Here is a 19,694-nt window from a genome sequence, read left to right as displayed (position 1 = left end):
TTGTTTCACGCCTTTGCCTATCTAAATTTTCCCAAACCACCTCCATTCTCAGGCAAATTGTACTTCCAAACCCAACCTAACCTATTAGAAAAAGGCGAATGAGAAAGGTTATCTTTGGGATCAATGCCTCAGCAGATGGATTTTTTGGTCATGCCGATATGAATGCGGATGAAGCATTGCACGAATATTTCATGCAAATTTTACAAAATTCGAGTGAAATCCTTTATGGCCGAACCACGTACGAACTCATGGTTCCTTTTTGGCCTGAAGTTGCGAAAAACCAATCCATGTCGCAACTTAGCAATGAGTTTGCGAAGGTCTTCACTTCTCTGGAAAAAATCTTATTTTCCCAAACCATAGCAAAAGTAGATGATCCCAATACAACTCTTGCCACAAGGCCTTTGGAAGAGGAAGTGGCTCATCTCAAAAAACAACCAGGAAAGGATATTTGTATTGGAAGTTTAAGTCTTGCCTCACAACTTTCAAACTTCGGTTTGATTGATGAATATAGGATTGTGATCCATCCTGTAATCGTTGGAAAAGGCCCGCGACTCTTTTCGAATCATACCTTAGATAAAACACTTCGATTGGATTTGGTGAGTTCCAAAACCTTCCCTTCTGGTAACACCGCTCTCCATTACCAAACACGCAGAGAGATATAACATTGGAACCAACGAAAGAACACCATGATAAAATGGCTAAGATGACTTTTGCAAAAGTGTATCCACTATATGTAACCAAGATACAAAATAAGGGAAGGACTGTAGAAGAATTAAACCAAGTGATCAAATGGCTCACTTCCTTTGATGAAAAGAAAATCAAAGAAATGATAAAAGAGAATGTGACATTTGAAACTTTTTTCGCCAAAGCAAAATTAAATGAACATGCATCTCTCATAAAAGGAATGATTTGTGGTTATCGTATCGAAGACATTGAAAACCCATTGACTCGAAAGGTTCGTTATTTGGATAAATTAGTCGATGAACTTGCGAAAGGCAAATCATTAGAAAAAATTTTAAGATCACCTTAACAATCAACACAAGAGAAATCAAATGAAACCAAACAATTCAATCCTATCTTTCCTATTATTCATCATCATTCCCTTTTCCTTATTCGGCGAATCAAAACTATTTATGATGTATGGAATCAAACTTGGCCAAAAACGAAGTTTAGTTACAGAAATTTATGGAAAACCATTTAAATCTCACACATTTGAAGATGGTTACAGCTACGATGCATTCAAATTAGATGAACATATTTTGGTCGTAGAATCTGAAAATAAAAGGCCAGATTTAGTTTGGGCCATCCAAATCCAAGGGAACAAAAATCCAAAACATTTCGGATTGAACGATATCAATTTAGGTGATGAGGTCCAAAAAGTGATTTCTACCTTTGGAAAACCAGATGAAATTCGTAGTGCTTATGATGAACAAACAAAGGAAGAATTAAAACAAATTCAATATTACTCCTACGATACTTCCAGGAATTTTAGTATCGAAGTTCAGAATCAAAAAGTAACGAGTATTAAACTTTCTTTCAAAGGGACTGCCGTTGTATCAGATTCATTAGAGATTCCATCCACTTTTAAAATCTTACAAGGTAACGATTTATACCAAATATCACAATTACTCGATCAAAATTTTGTCTTAAAAGAAAAAGACAAAAAAGAGTATAAAATCGTTGGAAATCCAATTACTTTTTTAAGCTCAAAAAATGAAATCACGAATCGATTCTTCCATCAACCGAACTCTTTAGCTAACCTGAATCCCAAAGAGATCATAGAATCCCTCGATCTTAAAAATGAGAAACAATTCATTTTTGGAAAATACCTAAAGTTTAAATTGGGAGAGGAAACCATTCACTTATTTTTTTTGAAAAGTTACGAAGGTTGGACTCTAAAAGAAATGAATATTGAAAACTCTGTTGATACCCAAGAGTGAAATTTTTAGAAAATATTTTGGCAAATAAATAAAATTAACGATAGGCATAGGAATCATATGAAACAATTCACATACTCATTCATTCTATTCACTTTTTTAGTACCAAACCTTTTGTTTGGTGAGACAACCAAACAAAAAACGCTGAGTGATTACGAACCGATTTTAAGGAACGCAATCACTCAGTTCGAAACTGTTTTTAAATCTTCACCTAAAAAACATGATTTAGTAGAACAAAAAGTCAACTTTATGATGGGACAAGCCATTAAAGGTGAAATTACATTTTTGATTGATATGAATGCAAACCAAGATTTATCAGCAATGGGTTTTGTAGATTTTTACAATGAAAACAAAAAACCTGCCATTGTGATCGGAACTTATTTTTTAGATTTGTTTGATAAAAACCCAAGCATTTTTTATTCCGCATTGGTGCATGAATTCACTCATGCTTACGATTTTTTCAATAGTCAAAGGTATTTTCTTTTTTATAAAAACAATCGAATCGTAAAGGCATTATTTGAAGCAGATGCATACGCGATCGAATCTCTTTTCATTCAAAATTATTTAGTAACCCAAAAGATCAGGTTAACAAAATTTGAATCATTTTTGATCGATGATTTTGAAAAAACAGGAATGTCCAAAATCATTTTGATCAATCAAATTGCAAGTTTGCCTCTACTACATTCGTTTTTAGATATCCGCGATTCAAAGGATTCAATCGAAACAAAAGTAAATTCATTGAATCAAATCGGTCAAAATCTAATTGCAAAGTATGATTCCATTCCATCCTTAAAAGAACAAGAAATCAAAATGGAGATTCTAGCATTTTACTTCACTTACCGTGTTTTACTTGACCAATTGGTTTACGATATTGAACAAAAAGAATCGGAAGAGATCATCAATCCCGAAACATTTACTCTTGAAAAATATCCAAACCTATTACAAACACAAAAAGAGATTACGCAAAAGATAAAAATTTATGAAAAAGAATTTGAAGACTATATCATCAAAGAAAATCTAAGGATCCGAACGGAAATTTGATGGATCGATTTGATTAAGAAATGGATTGGTTCAAACAATTTGCAAAGGAAGGCGAATTGCGAATGTCTCGAATCACAAAGTAAACCATTATTATAAAAACACCAAATTCCATTGGACACCACCTGGATTGACAGACCCAATTAATGTGAGTTCACCATTCATTTGATTGATACTAAAATGTTTTAGTTGTCCATTACTATCTGCTAGATACGCAAACCTACCAGTTGGATCAATGATAAGAAAACGTAAGCTACTCCCAACAAATCCATTGATCGTTTGAAACAAGGAAATTTTTCCTGTATTAGGGTCGATCCGATAACATGAAATTGATTCGTGATTGATATTAACTGTATAATAAAAGAGACCATTTGGATGAATGGCAGAACCATTGATCCCCATAGAATGAGCGACCGAATCCACCAGACCCATGTTTCCAGTATTACGATCAAAACTTAAAATGGTCATGGAAGGATAGGAACCCACATACAAAAAATTGCCATTGGGATGAGTGGAAACATTTCCTGAACCATCATTTGCAAATGATGGACTCGTTCCTACCAATGTTAAACCTCCATCAATATAATTAATTCGATACGATACGAGTTCTGTTAGAGTTGGACTTAAATAAAAAATATAATTTCCGTCTCTGGAGATTTGAATTTGTGAATGCCCAATGGTCGTTGGAAACGAATTCAAAAAATTCAAAGTGCCATCTCCATTGATTGAATAGGTACGAATGGATTGAGAACCTTCTGCAGCGAGATACAAATACTTACCATCAGGAGTCACCAATAAATTTCGAGGATTGATCCCTGCGGGAAAATTTCCGTTTGCTGTTAATTCTCCAGTACTTTGGTTGATCGAAAACAAGGATATGTTTCCACTTTGGAAATCTCCTGTGTATAAAAATTTTCCAGCTGGGTCTGTTGTGATTCCATTCGGATCACTCATAGGAAGGAGAGCAGTTGTCAAATTCGCCGTCAGAACGCCAGTATCATCATCCATTGTTAAATGACCAACTCGATTCGCAAGATTCAATGTTGAATACACATACCCAGAATAAACGGTGATCTTACTTTCTGCCCGGGCCCGTCCATCACTAGAAGTTGCAATGATCGAAACTTTTCCATTTCCAATCCCTTGCACAAAGCCTGTGCCATCAACTGTGGCAACATTCGGATCGCTAGTTGACCATTGGAAACTAGAATTTATGTTTTGTCCAAAAGCAAAATATTGAGCGGATAATTGTAAAGAAGCCCCTTTTCGAATGCCGGCCTAACTCCGATTCAGTTCTATAAAGGAACTCTGATTGGCAAGTAATGCCAAAGTGAGGGGGTTATCAAGTGAATTATTTTCCTTTTCATAACATAACAAACGTTGGACAATTTGATTGAGCAAACAGGCATTGAAACTAAATAAACACAGAAAAAGAAAAAAGTATTTCAATATCATATCAAATTTAGCAAAGTAACGCTAATCCATCACTACCGTCAAACATACATAAAACGGATTTTGGCTGTCATTCTAAAATCCTAGGGAACAGTAAAAAAATTAGGTTACCCTAACGTAGAAATGGTCTTTTAGAGTTGCCTAAAACGTAAACAATTAGTAAAATACAATATAGTTTCAGAGATCTAGTTGTCCGCTGGTCTTGATCCAATCTTAATCCGAAGTACGAAATCTTATGAACCAAGATACACTCCTTCTCATTTTAAAGGAAAGATTTGAAAGCCATCCTAACCGACACAAAGGAATCAAATGGGATGCTGTGGAAGAGAAACTCAAAAAAAATCCAGATAAAATAAAGTCCCTTATCAAAATGGAAGAATCAGGTGGTGAGCCAGATGTCGTGCTCTTTGATAAAAAAAATAATAGTTTTACCTTCTATGATTGTTCTGCGGAATCACCAAGTGGACGAAGGAGTTTCTGTTATGACAAAGAAGCCCTCCAATCGAGAAAAGAACACAAACCCAAGAGTAGTGCCATCGAGTTTGCAAAAACGATGGGTACTAAAATCTTAAACGAAGAAGAGTATCGTTATCTACAAACGTTAGGTGAATTCGACAAAAAAACATCAAGTTGGATTGAGACACCAACCTCCATACGTAAATTAGGTGGAGCAATCTTTTGCGACTATCGATACGGGACAGTTTTTTTATATCATAATGGAGCCGAATCGTACTATGCCGTCCGCGGATTTCGATCTTCCCTTACGGTTTAATATTGTTTGATTTTGAAAAAATTTTATAAATCGAATTAAGCAGTTCTGACAAGATGATAGGTTTTTTCACACAATCGTCCATTCCGTTCTCTAAGTATTCTTGGATTTGAGAATCCATATTATTAGCCGTAAGGGCTATGATGGGAATGTTTTGGTAATCATCCTTTCGTTTTCGGATTCGAATGGTCGTTTCCAAACCATCTAACTCAGGCATTTGAATGTCCATTAATATCAAATCATATTTGATTGTTCCTTCGGAAAGCGAAGCATCCAAAAGTTGAATGGTTTCTTTTCCATTGGATGCAATTGTTACATTTACTTTTTCCTTCTCTAAAACTTTTCGAACAAATTTTTGATTGAGAAGATTGTCTTCAGCAACCAAAACATTTATGTTTTTTAAATTAAAGGTTTCTTGCGATTCAATTCTTTTGATACTTTGCTCTGGAATGGCAACCTGATGGAATGGAATTGTAAACTTAAAAGTAGATCCGATATTTAAAATACTTTCAACTTTTATCTCACCACCCATCAAATTGACTAATTGTTTTGAAATGTATAAACCAAGACCAGCGCCTTCAAAACGTTTGGTCCTAGCATCTTCCAATTGAACAAACCGGTCAAACAAACGTTTTATATTTTCCTCTGAAATTCCAATTCCCGTGTCATGAACACAAAATTCGATGAAATTTCTACTTGGGTCTAATTTGACAGCCAAAGTAATGATACCACTTGGTGTGAATTTGAGTGCATTGCTAATTAAATTATTTAGTACCTGTCTCAATCGATTTTCATCTACGAGAATATGTAAATTGGTATCTTCAATTGTAAAATCTAAATTTAACTTTAAGTTCTTATCGATCACATCAGATTGAAACAATAACTGAATGTCACGACAGAGTTTGTAAACATTTGTATCTGTAGGTAAAATTTCTAATTTATGATTTTCTAATTTAGATACATCCAAAATATCATTAATGATAGTGAGAAGCGATAAAACGGATTTTTTAGCATTGTCTAAATAATCTTTTTGTTCAATGTCAACATTCGTTTCTTCTAATAAAGTCAACATTCCGAGTACTCCATTCATGGGTGTTCGAATTTCATGGCTCATGTTGGCTAAAAATTCTGATTTGACTCTGTTTGCTTTTTCTAACTCAAACGTTCGTTTCTCTACGATTTCTTGGATACTTTTTTCTTTTCCAAGAATTATAAGCATCAGAATCCCGAGTAAACCTGTTAAAAAAGATGAAATGATAAGAATAAAACGGGAAGCATTCGTTAGGTTCTTTTCAAAATAGTCTTGTGTTGCTACGATCTTAAATGTAAATAAATGACTCCCAATTTTAGTTTGGTGAATATGGGAAAATTCTGAAAATATTCTTTCTTGTGAGGCAATGCAGTTTCGATTATAAACTTCGTCGGAATGTAGTGAATCACCTTCTAGAATCTGAACACATAAATTATTTTGATCACTACCAATTAAAGATTTTTTGATGATGGTACTGATTTTGATAATGGCTGTCGCAAACCCAATTTCCCCATCTTTTGTTTTGATTGGATAAAAAACCAAAAAACCTGTATTATCAGAATCATTTTGAATGAGTTTCACTTTTCCTGTGATCTCTAAATTGTTCGTTTCTATCGCTTTTGTTAATGCATTTCGCCTGACTGGATTTGAAAAAACATCATATCCAATTGCCGATTGATTTTCAATCAACGGATAAATGAAACGAATAAAAATATATTGATCCTTAGTTGGCGAAACTTTTATATCAGATTCTTCACTCGTATGAATTCCGATAGAATTTGGATAATCATTCTTCAATTTAGCTTCATACAAACTGCGTTTGGAATGAGGAATGTTTAGATTCCAAGAGAGTGCAGTCACACTTTCAGTTTCATCTAAGATTGATTTTGCATATGATTCAAATTCTTTTTTGCTCAAATTATTTTGTAAGGAAAGAAACGATCCTAAAGACTTTACAACTCTCAAATTTTCAAAAATTCGATTCTCAATTTCCGAAGAAATGATTTGTCCATCAGACTTGATTCGGTATTGAATGAATTCTTTTTCCCAATTTCGAGTCACAAAAAAAATGGTAATAGTCAAAGCAAATGTTCCGACGGTCGCAGAAGCAAATAGGATCAATCGCATTCCTGTTTCTTCCTTTAAAAACCATTTGTATGTCAAAATGATGATAGGTGTAAAAATAATGATTCCAATCGAATCACCTAACCACCAAGTAAACCAAGTTTGAAACAAAAAATCTCTATAAATGATTCCAAACACCAAAAGGGAAAAACTCCCGATGATGGAAGAAACAATGGCAGCAGCAGGACCAGCTAATACAAAAAAAGATAATAAATCCTTTACAGAAAAAATATTCAATTTTGAGTCAGAAAATCTTTTTAATAAATATCCACCAAACAAAGCGGAGATGGAGTTCCCAAACGAAATAAAAAGATTTTGTGGATTATTTATAATCGATTTGTACAAACTGAAGGTTGGATCTGAAAAATGTGTATTGGTAAAGTAAGCTGCTAAAAATAATGCAAACCATATACGATTACCAAAAATTAAAACAAATCCAAGTGCAATACCAGCAGGAGGCCAAACGGGAGTGCTGTATCCATCAATCGAAGAAAGATATAAGCTGAGCTTTCCCGAGATACAATAAACGACTAAAACAAATAAAAATGCACCTATTTTCCGGAAAAAATAATTCATCCTATCATCTAAAGAGTGCATACTCATATAAAGACGAGTAAAAAATTAAGAATCCAGACCAATTCAAATCCAAGGTTATAAAATTTTCATAAAATCCTTCTTTTTAGCGACATATGAATTAAAATGTAAAAAAAAAACAAGTTTCATTCACTTGATTGTTCAGCTAGTTGTTTTATTTTCTCTAAGATTTGTTTCCAATTTTCCATTGAATGATTTTGTTGAGATTCAGAAAGAAATCCAATTTGACTAATATGTAAAAAAACCCTCCCTTGTTTTTCATTTAACTTCATCACAATTTCCGAATAGTTTTTTGGCAAATCAGGAAGCATAAAAAAACTAGAAAAATAAGTATAACTAAATTCTTTTTGAATATCGAATTTGAGAATGATACCTTTGTCTTCATAATCTTTACCTTCCCATTGGCCTCGAAACCAAATTTCACTGCCTTTTTTCCATTCTGATGTTGTTTCTGTTCCGTATAAATATTCTTTGATCGAATCAGGTGAAACTAATACATTCCAAACTTGATCCAAGGATGATTCGATATTAATATTTAAGTCAATTTTGAGTTTATGGTTTAAGCCTTGATTTGAATTCATATGATTTAAGATTCATTATGACAGATGTAACAAGAATTGGATTGTAAAAATGCGTCAGGAACTGAAAATTTGATTCGTGGAACGAGAGAAAGGAATTCCGACTAAAGGTGTTTTACGTCAAAAAAAAACTCAAACCTTCACAAAACAAAATCGTTATTTTCCCAAAAAATCTCTTCAATTTTTTATAGAACATTATTGGAGTGTTGAATGGAACTTACCTACCAACGAAATGTTTGTCGCAGAAACACTTCCTTATCCTAGTGTACACTTAGTATTCGAAAATAGAAATTCTAAAGTGTACGGAGTACATCAGAAAAAATTTTCAATTTGTTTACAGGGAAAAGGATCAGTCTTCGGAGTCAAATTTAGACCGGGTGGATTTTTTCCATTTTACAAAAAAACAATTTCCAGTTTAACCAATCTGGCCATTCCCATCCAATCTTTAGCTCTTCCATCAAATATAGATATATTAAAAATAGAATCAAAAATTTGCCGAACTAATAATGTTAAGGACAGAATCATTATAATTGAAAATTGGTTTGATCAGATAAAACCCATTCGGGATTCCAAAATTGACACTATCAATCATATCATCGATGATATCAAATCTGATGTTTCCATCACAAAAGTAGATCAAATTTCGAAATTACATACAATCCAAATTCGCACCTTACAACGATTATTCCTTGAATATGTGGGCGTAAGTCCGAAATGGGTGATCTTACAATTTAGAATGCAGGAAATTTTGGAAAGATTGGAAAAAGAACAAATGATTCACTTTGCAGATTTTTCAAATGAATTTGGTTTTTTTGATCAGGCGCATTTCAATCGGATGTTTAAAAAATTTATAGGATTTACACCTGAAAAGTATTTAGAAAGCCTAAAATAACCCTGTAACAAACGTTCAGTTTCAACGTTCATTACAGAGTTTTCTATTTTAATGTTTTTGTGTTTCCATTCCGAATTGGTACCAGTTGATCTTTCTTGTAAAATGCATCACAAGTGCCAAGATAAGAAACAGGGTAATGGATCCTAGTAACAAAGCTTGGTCTTCTGAAGCCAAAATAATGTACAAAAAAGAATACAAAGATAGATAATACATCGCTGTAATGATCCCTTTTTTACGATTATTTAATACATGAATGGAATAGTAACCAATTAGAATTGTGACAGCAAGTGACGAGATCATGTATGCACCTAAATATCCAATATGTTCTGATAAAGACAAATTCAAAACATAAAAGATTATCATTGTACATCCGATGAGTATGTATTGGATTGGATGTAAAATAATTCCCCCGAAGACTTCCATCAAAAAGAACAGAGTAAAACTGGTAACGATGAAAAGTAATCCATACTTAATCGATCGCTCTAATTTCAAATAATGGTCCACTGGGATCAAAAGATTCACTCCAAAGGCGGAGTCATAAAGTGAGTTCACGATGGAATCATCAATTGAATGAATTACTTGCGGATAGGAACGTGAAAAATAGGAAGATTCCCAATTGGAACGGAATCCAGTATCAAAAATCTCCCGATCCACTGGTAACAAATTTCCATTAAATGAAGGATCTTTCCAATTAGACTCCATTTGCATTTTTGTTTTTTTACCAATGGGGATGATGGAAAAAGATTCCGAACCTTTTAAAGAAATATCCATATTAAAATTGGAGAATCCAATGTTCTCTTCTAATTGAATCGGAAGGTTCATACCAGATGGGAAAAAATTGGATTTGGTACCAGGTGAAAAATATTTTTCTTTTCCATTCCAAGTTAATTTCAAATCACCACCTAATCCTTTCAAGTCGGATACAGATACGATTAGCCTCACATCATCCCAATAAATATATGTGGTATCCGTTGGAAAATCAGTAGAACGTACTGGAGCAAATTTTCCTTTTGCATAGATTTTGTTGGTATAAAGAGGAATTTGATAAATCCCACGTTTTCTCTCTTCAGTCAACATCTCTACTTGGTATGATAATTCATCGGGTAAAAAATAGGCATACTCTGTTGTATAATCCCATTTTTCTTTTGAATGCGAATTCCCTGATTTAGGAATTCTAATATTATATGGAATCACAAGAAAGGGACCAATCAAAGTTTGGTTTCTACTCCATTTTTCGCCAACTTCAGCAACTGCTTCGATTCGAGACTGGCTTCTTTCTACGATGAGAGAACCAACCATCGAAAGTGGGATGATAAATAAAATGACCATCACACCGAGGATCAAAAGTCGTATGTTTACAGAAGATATTAATTTACTCATAAAAAACTCCTAACATCCAATGTAATTGGTATTGGTGAGTTTATTATGTTAGCAATGTGAGGATTGTGTGAGGATTAAGAATTTTGAAATAAAACTTTTACTTCAACTCCCTTAGGTTCCAAATTTCGAATGGTGAGCTCGGCTTGGTGAAGGTCTAATATTTCTTTCACGATGCTTAGACCAAGACCGGAACTTTTACGAAGACCAATAGGTCTTGGCAAAGAAAAAAACTTATCTGTTACCTTTGGCAAAGCATAATCTGGAATAGATTGACCTTGGTCAGAGATCACTAAATTGATTTGATGATTCAGAGTCGATACAAGTTCTACAGTAATGGTATCTTTGGGATTGGCAAACTCAATCGAATTCCGTAGAATATTTTCAATTGCCATACGGATGTAGTTTACATTTCCCTTCATTTGTATACGACCCATATCAAATCGTTTCATCACATGTAGCGATTTACGTTCGAATTCAATTTCAAATCGAGCCAACACTTCCTCAAGTAAGGATATCAGTTCAATCGTATCATCTAATTGAATTGAATTTTTCCCTTCCAACGAAGATAATTCCAATAATTGATCGATTAAATTTTGGATCCGTTTTGCTTCTGCATCAATGGTTTTTGTTAATCTTTCCATCTCTTTGGGATGTGTTTGGATTAGTTCGACAGATGCAAGAATCGAAGAGAGAGGACTTTTGATTTCGTGAGTCAGAGTTTGTACATACGACTCTACATATTTTTTCCCTTCCAGTTCCAAAACAAGTTGGTCTACCTCTTTTCCTAAATCATTTAATTCTTTGATTCCTAATTTTGGAAAAGGAATTTTATCTTTGTTTCTAAGGGAGGTTATATACTGAGACAATCGAAGAATAGGTCGAAAACTAATATAAGCAAGTAAACTAAAAACAATCGCAATCGCTGATGCAACCAACAAAGATATTCGCCAAAATTTATTTTTAGCTTCTTCAATAAATGGGATCACACCGATTTTAGGTTTAATGACAGTTAAAACACCGATGATTTCTTTTTCATATCGAATGGGAGAAGCAATGAACAAAGCTCCTTCCTTTTCTGTATCAAACATTTTGCTGGATCTGACACCATACTTACCTTTTAATGTAAGGTAAACATCGTTGTATTTTGAATAATCCAGACCTTCTCGAAATAATTCCGAATCAAAAATGACAAACCCTTTTTCATCAGTAATGTACATCTGAATGTCTGCATTTGTTTTTAGTAGCGAATAAATTTTGGCTTCAAAATTACGTTTACGAATATTCTGAAACGGTTTTCGAAACAACTCATTAACTAGTGATTTGAATTGGAATCTTTTTCTAGGGTTTTCTTTTAATTTTTCTTCGACGAGAGCAGAAAGCACATGAGAGGTATCGTTTAATGATTCTTCGATGGTCTCCATATACCGAGGCCGGATGGATTCTTCTGTTTTATCGATTAAATAATAAAAACCAACACTTAAGATAAAAAAAAACTGATAATGATTCGTAACCAAAGATTCATATTGTTTCCTTTAAGCCGTACCCCTGTCCTCTTCTCGTTTCAATAGGATCAAAATTTGGATCCATCTCTTTGAACCTTGCCCGAATGTTTTTGATCACAGTGTCAACAGCACGATCAAAACTATCCTCAGGTTCTGTCCAAACACTGTCCATAATTTCTTCACGAGTGAAGATACGGCCAGGCCATTTAAAAAATAATTCCATCGTTTTGTATTCGTAAGGTGATAAATTCAAATTTTTTCCATTATAATAAACGAGTTTTTTATCCAGGGAAATTCTTAATTTTTGGTTTGATTTTTGTTCCAAAACCAATGGATTTTGTGTACGACGTAATATAGCTCTGATCCTTGCCAAAAGTTCCCTTGGGCTGAATGGCTTGACGATGTAATCGTCTGCACCAATTTCCAATCCCAACACTTTATCGATTTCAGAACTACGTGCTGTCAAAAAAATCACAGGGATCGACGCAGCTTTGCGAATTGATTTTAATACTTCAAATCCACTTTGGTCAGGAAGTCCGATATCCAGGAGAATGAGAGAGATATCGTCAGCTAACATTTGTAAACCCTGTATGCCTGTTGGGGCAATGGACAAAGAAAACCCTTCTGCTTCTAATGCAATTTGGATTGTTTCTTGGATCCCGGGTTCATCTTCAATGAGTAAAATTTTGATCATTTGGGGAGGCGGTAGATCCTATCAAATTGGATCTGAACAAAATTCAGTGAATAAAAGTTAAAAAGAAAAGCAATCAGATAATTCCAAGTTGACTCTTTTTCAAATTATGATATTTCCATCGCCATGAAAAAAATTACAGTTTTATGGATACTCCTCTTATTGCCCTACTTCGTTTTTGCAAACGCAGAAACAAAATCCAAAGAGATGTGTGAATGCCTCAAAAAAGCCAAAACATCTCAAACAGAGTCAGACAAAAAAGAATGTTTGGATTTAAGAGAAAAACATGTGAAAGCCTTAAAAAAAGGTTCTAAACAACATGAAGGGTATGTCAAATCCTTATCAACATGCGAACAGGAATTAGCTGGTATTCCGCAAGTAGATCCAAATTTAACAACAGAAGAAAAAACAAAGGTAGTTTGTGATTGTATGAAGACTGCAAACAAACAAAATCGTATGGGTTGTTTCAAATTACAAAGTGATTATGCCAAAACCATCTCCGACTTGGAAGAGAAAAAGGCATTTAACATCAATTCTCAATCCTGCGGAGAATAAATTCTGTTAATGGAATTACTTTTTCTTTTGTCGAAACCACTGAACCAATTTTTTACTTGATACATATAAAAGTCCGGCGAACACAAAGATTGGGATCATCCAGACCAGTAAATAGGTAAATTCTAACAATAGGTTTGTAATCCCAACCAGTGCATTTCGGTATTCAGGAACAATGACTTTGTCAGAAGGCGCGGGAAGACTAAAACTCAGATTTAAAGTGGCCCATTTCACACGATCATTGATCTTCCAAATTTGAAATTCAGATTGATCCAATCCATCTTCGCTTGTGGAAATGGATTCTTCAATTGCTTCCCAATTTTTGGAATTACTTGTGGTTTGATTGTTTGCAAACGTCCTTCTTTTGACTCGAATTTTTTCACGAGTGGTTTTGATCTTTTCCCAAACCATACCTTCTGTATGATCGATGGTAGTGATAGTTTCACTTAACAAAGTACCATAGGTATCTAATTCCAACAATGCTTCAGAAAGTTTCTCTGCTCGAATTCGGAATCGAACATTCATCGTAGGTGAATCGGAATTGAGCGCCGAACTTGATTCAATGAATCCATATTTTGTGATAAACAATAACAAATCTTTTCTTGTTTTGATTAAGTCCAACGTTTGGTAACTCAATTCAATTTGAAATTCAAGGAGACGTTCTTGGTTATTTTGATTGGGAAAGAATACTGGCCCTAAGGCATTGTCTTTTGATTGTGTAACTTCCTCTACACGATCTTCCATAGCAGGAGCACTGGGAGCCATTTTTTTCTCACGGGAAGCCCCAGAGATCTTCATTTCATCATGTGCCACGGACACGGATTCCTCTTGGGATTCTTTACCACAACTTAGAAGAAAAATAGTTAATACGAGAAAGAGAAATTGGTTCATTTTTTTCACAACAAATCCTTGAAGTGGCATTCTAATTGGTATTAACAATTGGTAGTTCCTTCTTTCTCACTTCAGTTAGTCACAGAGAGTGGAATCCAAAATGATATGGGAACCAATCCAATGTAAAAGAAAAATGTGTTATGCTTTTTTAGTCAAAAACGATTGGCTTGAGACTTCAAAAGGAACTTTGATTTCGGCGATACCAATTCCACCGCTAATCGTTTCTACTAATTGGTTTTTAAAATAAATTTCTTCCACAACGAATGGATCCACTCCTTCGGAAGTGGGAGTAATGACTTCTAATACATCCCCTCTTTCAATTTTGTTTTTCACTTCAATCAAGATACGCTGATTTTCCTTTTGATAAGTTTTCACAAAACCTACATAATGATGTGTTTTCTGAAGGCTTGTCCCAAACTCATTGTTTTGGAAATTTTGTTCTTCTTCGGGAACTCGGTCTTCTAAACCTCGTGTCAAAAATCCTGAAAAGTATTTTCTGGATGAAAGTTTGTCCAACTCTTCCAACCATTTACGATCAAAATCTTTTCCTTCCTTGATTCCATCCAAGGTATGCCGATAACTTCTGGCAACCATTCCTACATAAAAATCATTTTTGGTTCGACCTTCCACTTTCAAAGAATCTACACCTGCATCACATAACTCTTGCAAGAATTCTATGGCCCGTAAATCCTTTGAGTTCATCAAAAATGTTCCTTCATCGTCAGAAATTAATTCCATAGGTTCATCATTTTGTTTGGGATTTGTGACATACACTTTATACAAATCACGACAAGCATTATTACAGGAACCTTGGTTTGCATCTCGATTCTTAAAATAATTGCTCATAAAACAGCGACCACTGTGTGCAATACAAATGGATCCATGTACAAACACTTCAATTTCCATATTTGGAACTTTATTTTTGATCTCTTGAATTTCGGGAATGGAGACTTCTCTAGATAAAATCACTCTCGTGGCACCATATTCTTTCCAAAATTCAACTGCAGCATAGTTCATTGTGTTTGTTTGTACAGATATATGAATGTTTAATTCCGGATGTGATTTTTTTGTGAGATGAATGAGTCCTGGATCTGCCATGATGAGGGCATCTGGTTTTAAAATTGCCATCTGGTCCAAATACTTTTGATAAGAACCTAATTTCGAATTGCGAGGGATGTTATTCACTGTAAAATAGATTTTTTTATTGAGTTTCCTTGCGATACGAACAGCTGTTTGTAAGTCTTCCATGGAAAATTCATTTTCTCTTGCACGGAGAGAATAACGAGGGACACCACAATAAACGGCATCAGCTCCATATAAATATGCGATGTTTAATTTTTCTAAATTCCCTGCAGGCAAAAGAAGTTCTGGAATGTTTCTAATCGGTTTCATCATCTCTATCCATTCCAAAAAGGGATCACCTGTGATAAAAGAAAAATACCATTGTCAATTTTTAGAGCGTTTCTAAAGAAAAAAAATAGAAAGACAAAAGAATGTTCGCACACAAACCTAAACTTCTATGTGGACTTATTTGATTTATTTATTGTTTCATATCCTTTCTGCAATGATTTGGGTGGGAGGGATGATTTTTTATGTCATCGTTGTGATGCCTGTGATTCGAAATCCCAAACTCCGTGACCAAAAACTAACCTTACTGCAGTTAACCGCTCTTCAGTTTCGAAAGATTTCCTATTATCTCTTTTTGATATTTTTGGTTTCTGGATTTGGAATTTTATACGCAAAAGGATATTTGATAGAAGGACATTTGGTTTCTTTTTTTACATCTAATATTGGTTATATGTTTCTAACAAAAATATTTTTGTTTTTAGTTTTATTTCTCTCCTCTCTCTACCACGATTTTGTTTCTGGTCCTAAAACATTCCTTTATTTGGATCAAGATTCTGTTCAATATGAACGGTATCGCAAACGATCCGGTTTTTTCGGTCGGTTCAATTTATTACTTTCCGTAAGCATCGCAATCCTTGGGATTTTGGTCTCCAGAGGGCACTCTCTCTTTTAATCCAAATTCCTCTTGACTCTAGAAGGGGTCGGTTTCGACTGAAATAAATGATTTCGAGTCGCAAATTCATTCTTATATTGATTCTAATTTCTGTATGGATTTTCCCCGATTTGTCCAACTCTTTGGAAGCATTCCATGGGATCATGCAACCGGCGTTTGGTGCAAGACAAGCAGGGATGGGAGGTGCATTCCAAGCTGTGGGAGGATCGGTGATGGATTTAGAATCCAATCCATCTCATTTAGGAAGAGTTAGAAACACCAAATGGGAATTAGGTTCTTCATTTCATTTTCCCCGAATTGAATATAGTGACGAATTCATCGATCCAAATCCGAATCAAACGTATCAAAACAAAATGGTGGAATACCCAAAGGCAGTATTACCTTACGTAGGCATCATCAAACCCATCACTGAAAATATTAGCATTGGGTTTGCTTTGTATGCGCAAGGAGGTGGTGGAGGTCATTTTAAGAATATCAAACGATTCACTCCCGATGGTCGTTCTTTGAACGAAACGTTTGGAACCAATGTCCCTGTGATGGGAGAGAGAAATTTTGCTGTGGAAGACTTAACCTTTCGATTTATGACCATGAAGTCTACGTTTGGTGTGGGAGTGAAACAAGGAAACTTTGCCTTTGGTTTTGGACTCGACTTAGTTTATGGTTTTATGCAATTGAAACGAACCTACCAAGATGAGACAAGAAGCCTAACGATCCCTGGTGGAATACGATACCAAAGTGATACCAGTTTTACAATTGGTGGAAAAATTGGGTTCTCCTATGATGTAACAGAAAACATACGAATTGCATATTCCTATACTTCACGAAATGTATTACCCTTAGATGGAACCATGTTTGTCGATACTTATCAACCAGAACGGATTTTTGGAACAAGGGTTTCGCGTTATATGATTTGGCCAGACAAACACATTGCCGGTATCTCGTATCACAATGACCGTTGGATTCTAGATTTGGATATCAAATACATCCCTTGGTCACAAAGTTTCAATTCGAGTAAATTTCGATTAGAAGATAGTTGGGTCAGAACTCCCATTGGTGTGGAAACGAATACTTTCCAATTCAACCTCAATTGGAAAAATCAAACCATCCTTGCAATCGGTGCTGAATACAAATGGAATGAAACATACAAAACACGTATGGGATACAGTTATGGAAAAAATGTCATTCCAGCAAGTGGAGTCAGCCCCATGTTAGGTGCAAGTATTGAACACCATTTGGCAATGGGTGGAACGATCACATGGGATAATACCTCTTTACATATTGCATGTGAATATGGATTTCCTAAAAAAACCTATGGCGGAAAAACTTCTGACTGGACGTTATCGCACTCAGTATTTTCTACTTCAGAAGTACAACCAATGCAATATTCTTATCAAAAAACAATGAGTGTGTTTAGTATTTATCTTGGAATGGAACAATATATTTAAAGGACCTTTTATGAAACATTTACGATTAGCCAAAATTGCAATTTTATTATGGATTCTCACAATCATAACGATTGGTTATTTTTTTTACTTTGGAAACACAAGTAAGTCTCTTGACACAAGGACCTCAATTCACCTAACGCCTGCTGAACGACAGTTAGTCCTTACAGAAATGAGGGCACTCCTGGAAGCGGTGAATGGAATGCTAAGTGGCCTTGGGGAAAAAGACTATGAAAAAGCCGCAAAAGCAGCTGATGCGGTTGGCATGGGACTTGTGGCAAGTTTAGAGCACCAAGAAAAAACAATTTTATTAAAACTTCCAGTGTCTTTTAAAAAACTAGGATTTGGCACCCATGAAAAATTTGATATCATTGCGGCTAAAATTCGAAAAAAAGAAGAAATCCATTCGATTTTAAAAGAGATGGATGACCTAACGAAAAATTGTGTTGCTTGCCATGCTGGTTATAAAATCGAATTGGACACAGAAAAAAAATAAGACATACTGAAATTTAAATATGCCAAAAATTTCTAGATACTTCATCAAATCGGGAATGATATTTCTGTTATTCGGTATCTGTATATATGCGATCGCTGAATTTCCTGGTTTCAAGGGTGATCTCCCTTTACTTCCTGTCTATTGGCATATGATTGCCCTCGGTTGGATCACACAAATCATCATGGGAGTATCACTTTGGATGTTTCCCAAAGGAAAAAATTCTCTTTCAAAACATGGATCCACTCTCGCCTGGGTTTCTTTTTATAGTTTGAATCTTGGGCTTTTGTTTCGATTTGTATCGGAACCATTTGTATCTGTTCACCGCGAACTGGCACTTGTTCCTTTTTTATGTTCTATCGTTTTACAAATTTTAGGTGTATTTTGTTTTATCTTAGAAATTTGGCCAAGACTCACACCAGTTCCAAGGAAATCCGTTTAATCGATGTTTCCTCTTCCATCAGTATGGTTACTTCGGATTTCATTAATTTATTTTTTGATGGGAACCATAATAGGCGCCTTACTCATGTTACAAAAAGTTTTTGTTTGGAAGGTGAGTTTTTGGTTTTTGCTTCCCATCCACTATTCCATGATGATCTGGGGATTTTTGATTCAATTCATCATGGGGACAGCGTATTGGATGTTTCCCAAACACCTATCCAACTTACCCAGAGGACCAAAATTCCAAGCATGGCTTGTGTTCTTTTGTTATAATTTTGGATTTGTATGTTTACTTTTCTCAATGATGATTCCATTCTCCTTTCATTTAGAAACTGTTGGAAAAATCCTAATGTGTTTGGCAATTGTGATCTTTATCAAATTGATTTGGGTTCGATCCATCTCCTACAATCCATAATTGGATTTTTATAGATTATGTTTGATAAATGGTTTATAATTCATGTCTTCTTGTAAGATATGATTGGTTAACCATAACCTTAAAAAACCAATCAAATCGCTAAAAAATTGATTCAATTCCAAATCATTGGATAACAATGTACCAGACGTTAGACGGTTTTTTAGTTCCAAAATTTTATCGGTAAAACGATCGTGTTGTTTTTTATGTGCTTCTAAATCCGGGTATTGGTTTAGCTCCATCACTCGTTCTTCGATCAAAAAATGACTTAAGGTGTAATCCTCTAATTCAGAAACAGCGTCCACAAGCGACTTTGATTTGGCCGATAAATGGTTTTGATTCTCCTCATAAATGGTTTCGATTTGGTTGATCAATCGAAACAGTTTTTTATGTTGTGAATCAATCTCAGAAATATTGGTTTCATACTTTACATCCCAATTTGCAATCATAACTAC

At 34.7% G+C, this 19,694-nt stretch carries 21 protein-coding genes; 12 read left to right on the top strand and 9 right to left on the bottom strand.

Annotated elements, in window-relative coordinates; translation table 11 throughout:
• The first annotated feature begins 98 nt into the window (after positions 1–98).
• Genes LEPBI_RS01985 through LEPBI_RS01970 form a run of 4 tightly spaced genes read left to right on the top strand, consistent with a single transcriptional unit; the run spans position 99 to position 2,978 of the window.
• Entirely contained in the window at positions 99–662 is a 564-nt protein-coding gene (locus tag LEPBI_RS01985) for a dihydrofolate reductase family protein (protein ID WP_012387437.1), read from the top strand.
• A 2-nt stretch (positions 663–664) separates the two neighbouring features.
• Positions 665–1,030, top strand: coding sequence for a DUF2200 domain-containing protein (locus LEPBI_RS01980; protein ID WP_012387436.1), 366 nt, complete (start codon positions 665–667; stop codon positions 1,028–1,030).
• Between the two features lie 22 nt (positions 1,031–1,052).
• On the top strand, positions 1,053–1,940 hold the full coding sequence (locus tag LEPBI_RS01975) for a hypothetical protein (protein ID WP_012387435.1): 888 nt from the start codon (positions 1,053–1,055) through the stop codon (positions 1,938–1,940).
• 57 nt (positions 1,941–1,997) lie between these two features.
• Positions 1,998–2,978 carry a hypothetical protein gene (locus LEPBI_RS01970; RefSeq protein WP_012387434.1) on the top strand — a complete coding sequence of 327 codons (981 nt, stop codon included), beginning with the start codon at positions 1,998–2,000 and terminating at the stop codon, positions 2,976–2,978.
• Positions 2,979–3,068: 90 nt separating this feature from the next.
• Here the strand turns inward: LEPBI_RS01970 and LEPBI_RS01965 are convergent, their stop codons facing one another.
• Positions 3,069–4,247, bottom strand: coding sequence for a beta-propeller fold lactonase family protein (locus tag LEPBI_RS01965; protein ID WP_081431645.1), 1,179 nt, complete (start codon positions 4,245–4,247; stop codon positions 3,069–3,071).
• A gap of 415 nt (positions 4,248–4,662) precedes the next feature.
• Here LEPBI_RS01965 and LEPBI_RS01960 point away from each other — a divergent pair, with 415 nt between their 5' ends.
• Positions 4,663–5,199 carry a DUF4256 domain-containing protein gene (locus LEPBI_RS01960; RefSeq protein WP_012387431.1) on the top strand — a complete coding sequence of 179 codons (537 nt, stop codon included), beginning with the start codon at positions 4,663–4,665 and terminating at the stop codon, positions 5,197–5,199.
• Here the strand turns inward: LEPBI_RS01960 and LEPBI_RS01955 are convergent.
• On the bottom strand, positions 5,189–7,927 hold the full coding sequence (locus LEPBI_RS01955; protein WP_012476111.1) for a CHASE domain-containing protein: 2,739 nt from the start codon (positions 7,925–7,927) through the stop codon (positions 5,189–5,191). The genes LEPBI_RS01960 and LEPBI_RS01955 overlap by 11 nt on opposite strands.
• Before the next feature lie 143 nt (positions 7,928–8,070).
• Positions 8,071–8,526 (bottom strand): SRPBCC family protein, encoded by a 456-nt coding sequence (locus LEPBI_RS01950; protein ID WP_012387429.1) that lies wholly within the window; start codon positions 8,524–8,526, stop codon positions 8,071–8,073.
• A gap of 76 nt (positions 8,527–8,602) precedes the next feature.
• On the opposite strand from LEPBI_RS01950, the gene LEPBI_RS01945 reads away from it, so the two are divergent.
• Positions 8,603–9,415 (top strand): AraC family transcriptional regulator, encoded by an 813-nt coding sequence (locus LEPBI_RS01945; protein WP_012387428.1) that lies wholly within the window; start codon positions 8,603–8,605, stop codon positions 9,413–9,415.
• A gap of 48 nt (positions 9,416–9,463) precedes the next feature.
• Here LEPBI_RS01945 and creD read toward each other — a convergent pair whose 3' ends face one another.
• The 3 genes from creD to LEPBI_RS01930 all read right to left on the bottom strand — a co-directional run bounded on the left by creD (position 9,464) and on the right by LEPBI_RS01930 (position 12,991).
• On the bottom strand, positions 9,464–10,795 hold the full coding sequence (gene creD / locus LEPBI_RS01940) for a cell envelope integrity protein CreD (RefSeq protein WP_012387427.1): 1,332 nt from the start codon (positions 10,793–10,795) through the stop codon (positions 9,464–9,466).
• A gap of 74 nt (positions 10,796–10,869) precedes the next feature.
• Positions 10,870–12,309 (bottom strand): two-component system sensor histidine kinase CreC, encoded by a 1,440-nt coding sequence (gene creC, locus LEPBI_RS01935; RefSeq protein WP_012387426.1) that lies wholly within the window; start codon positions 12,307–12,309, stop codon positions 10,870–10,872.
• Positions 12,310–12,313: 4 nt separating this feature from the next.
• Complete coding sequence (locus tag LEPBI_RS01930; protein ID WP_012387425.1) at positions 12,314–12,991, bottom strand: response regulator; 678 nt, start codon at positions 12,989–12,991, stop codon at positions 12,314–12,316.
• Between the two features lie 123 nt (positions 12,992–13,114).
• On the opposite strand from LEPBI_RS01930, the gene LEPBI_RS01925 reads away from it, so the two are divergent.
• On the top strand, positions 13,115–13,543 hold the full coding sequence (locus LEPBI_RS01925) for a hypothetical protein (protein WP_012387424.1): 429 nt from the start codon (positions 13,115–13,117) through the stop codon (positions 13,541–13,543).
• 15 nt (positions 13,544–13,558) lie between these two features.
• Here the strand turns inward: LEPBI_RS01925 and LEPBI_RS01920 are convergent, their stop codons facing one another.
• Together LEPBI_RS01920 and LEPBI_RS01915 are read right to left on the bottom strand one after the other, a co-directional pair.
• Entirely contained in the window at positions 13,559–14,431 is an 873-nt protein-coding gene (locus LEPBI_RS01920) for a DUF4349 domain-containing protein (RefSeq protein WP_187148067.1), read from the bottom strand.
• A 138-nt stretch (positions 14,432–14,569) separates the two neighbouring features.
• Positions 14,570–15,823 carry a U32 family peptidase C-terminal domain-containing protein gene (locus tag LEPBI_RS01915; protein WP_012476110.1) on the bottom strand — a complete coding sequence of 418 codons (1,254 nt, stop codon included), beginning with the start codon at positions 15,821–15,823 and terminating at the stop codon, positions 14,570–14,572.
• Between the two features lie 127 nt (positions 15,824–15,950).
• On the opposite strand from LEPBI_RS01915, the gene LEPBI_RS01910 reads away from it, so the two are divergent.
• The 5 genes from LEPBI_RS01910 to LEPBI_RS01890 are packed head-to-tail and all read left to right on the top strand — an operon-like array spanning position 15,951 to position 19,242.
• On the top strand, positions 15,951–16,451 hold the full coding sequence (locus tag LEPBI_RS01910) for a hypothetical protein (protein ID WP_012387421.1): 501 nt from the start codon (positions 15,951–15,953) through the stop codon (positions 16,449–16,451).
• Between the two features lie 47 nt (positions 16,452–16,498).
• Positions 16,499–17,896, top strand: coding sequence for an OmpP1/FadL family transporter (locus LEPBI_RS01905; protein WP_012387420.1), 1,398 nt, complete (start codon positions 16,499–16,501; stop codon positions 17,894–17,896).
• Positions 17,897–17,906: 10 nt separating this feature from the next.
• The gene (locus LEPBI_RS01900) at positions 17,907–18,389 is read left to right on the top strand and encodes a hypothetical protein (protein ID WP_012387419.1); all 483 of its coding nucleotides are present in this window, start codon (positions 17,907–17,909) and stop codon (positions 18,387–18,389) included.
• Positions 18,390–18,408: 19 nt separating this feature from the next.
• A complete protein-coding gene (locus LEPBI_RS01895) occupies positions 18,409–18,828 on the top strand; it encodes a hypothetical protein (protein WP_012387418.1) in 420 nt (139 codons plus the stop codon).
• Positions 18,829–18,831: 3 nt separating this feature from the next.
• A complete protein-coding gene (locus tag LEPBI_RS01890) occupies positions 18,832–19,242 on the top strand; it encodes a cbb3-type cytochrome c oxidase subunit I (RefSeq protein ID WP_012387417.1) in 411 nt (136 codons plus the stop codon).
• A gap of 8 nt (positions 19,243–19,250) precedes the next feature.
• On the opposite strand, the gene LEPBI_RS01885 is transcribed toward LEPBI_RS01890, so the two are convergent.
• Positions 19,251–19,688, bottom strand: a complete 438-nt coding sequence (locus tag LEPBI_RS01885; protein WP_012387416.1) for a bacteriohemerythrin — start codon at positions 19,686–19,688, stop codon at positions 19,251–19,253.
• Between the last annotated feature and the right edge of the window lie 6 nt (positions 19,689–19,694).

The sequence above is a fragment of the Leptospira biflexa serovar Patoc strain 'Patoc 1 (Paris)' genome, assembly GCF_000017685.1.
GTDB lineage: Bacteria > Spirochaetota > Leptospiria > Leptospirales > Leptospiraceae > Leptospira_A > Leptospira_A biflexa.
This window is presented reverse-complemented; position numbering and strand designations above follow the sequence as displayed.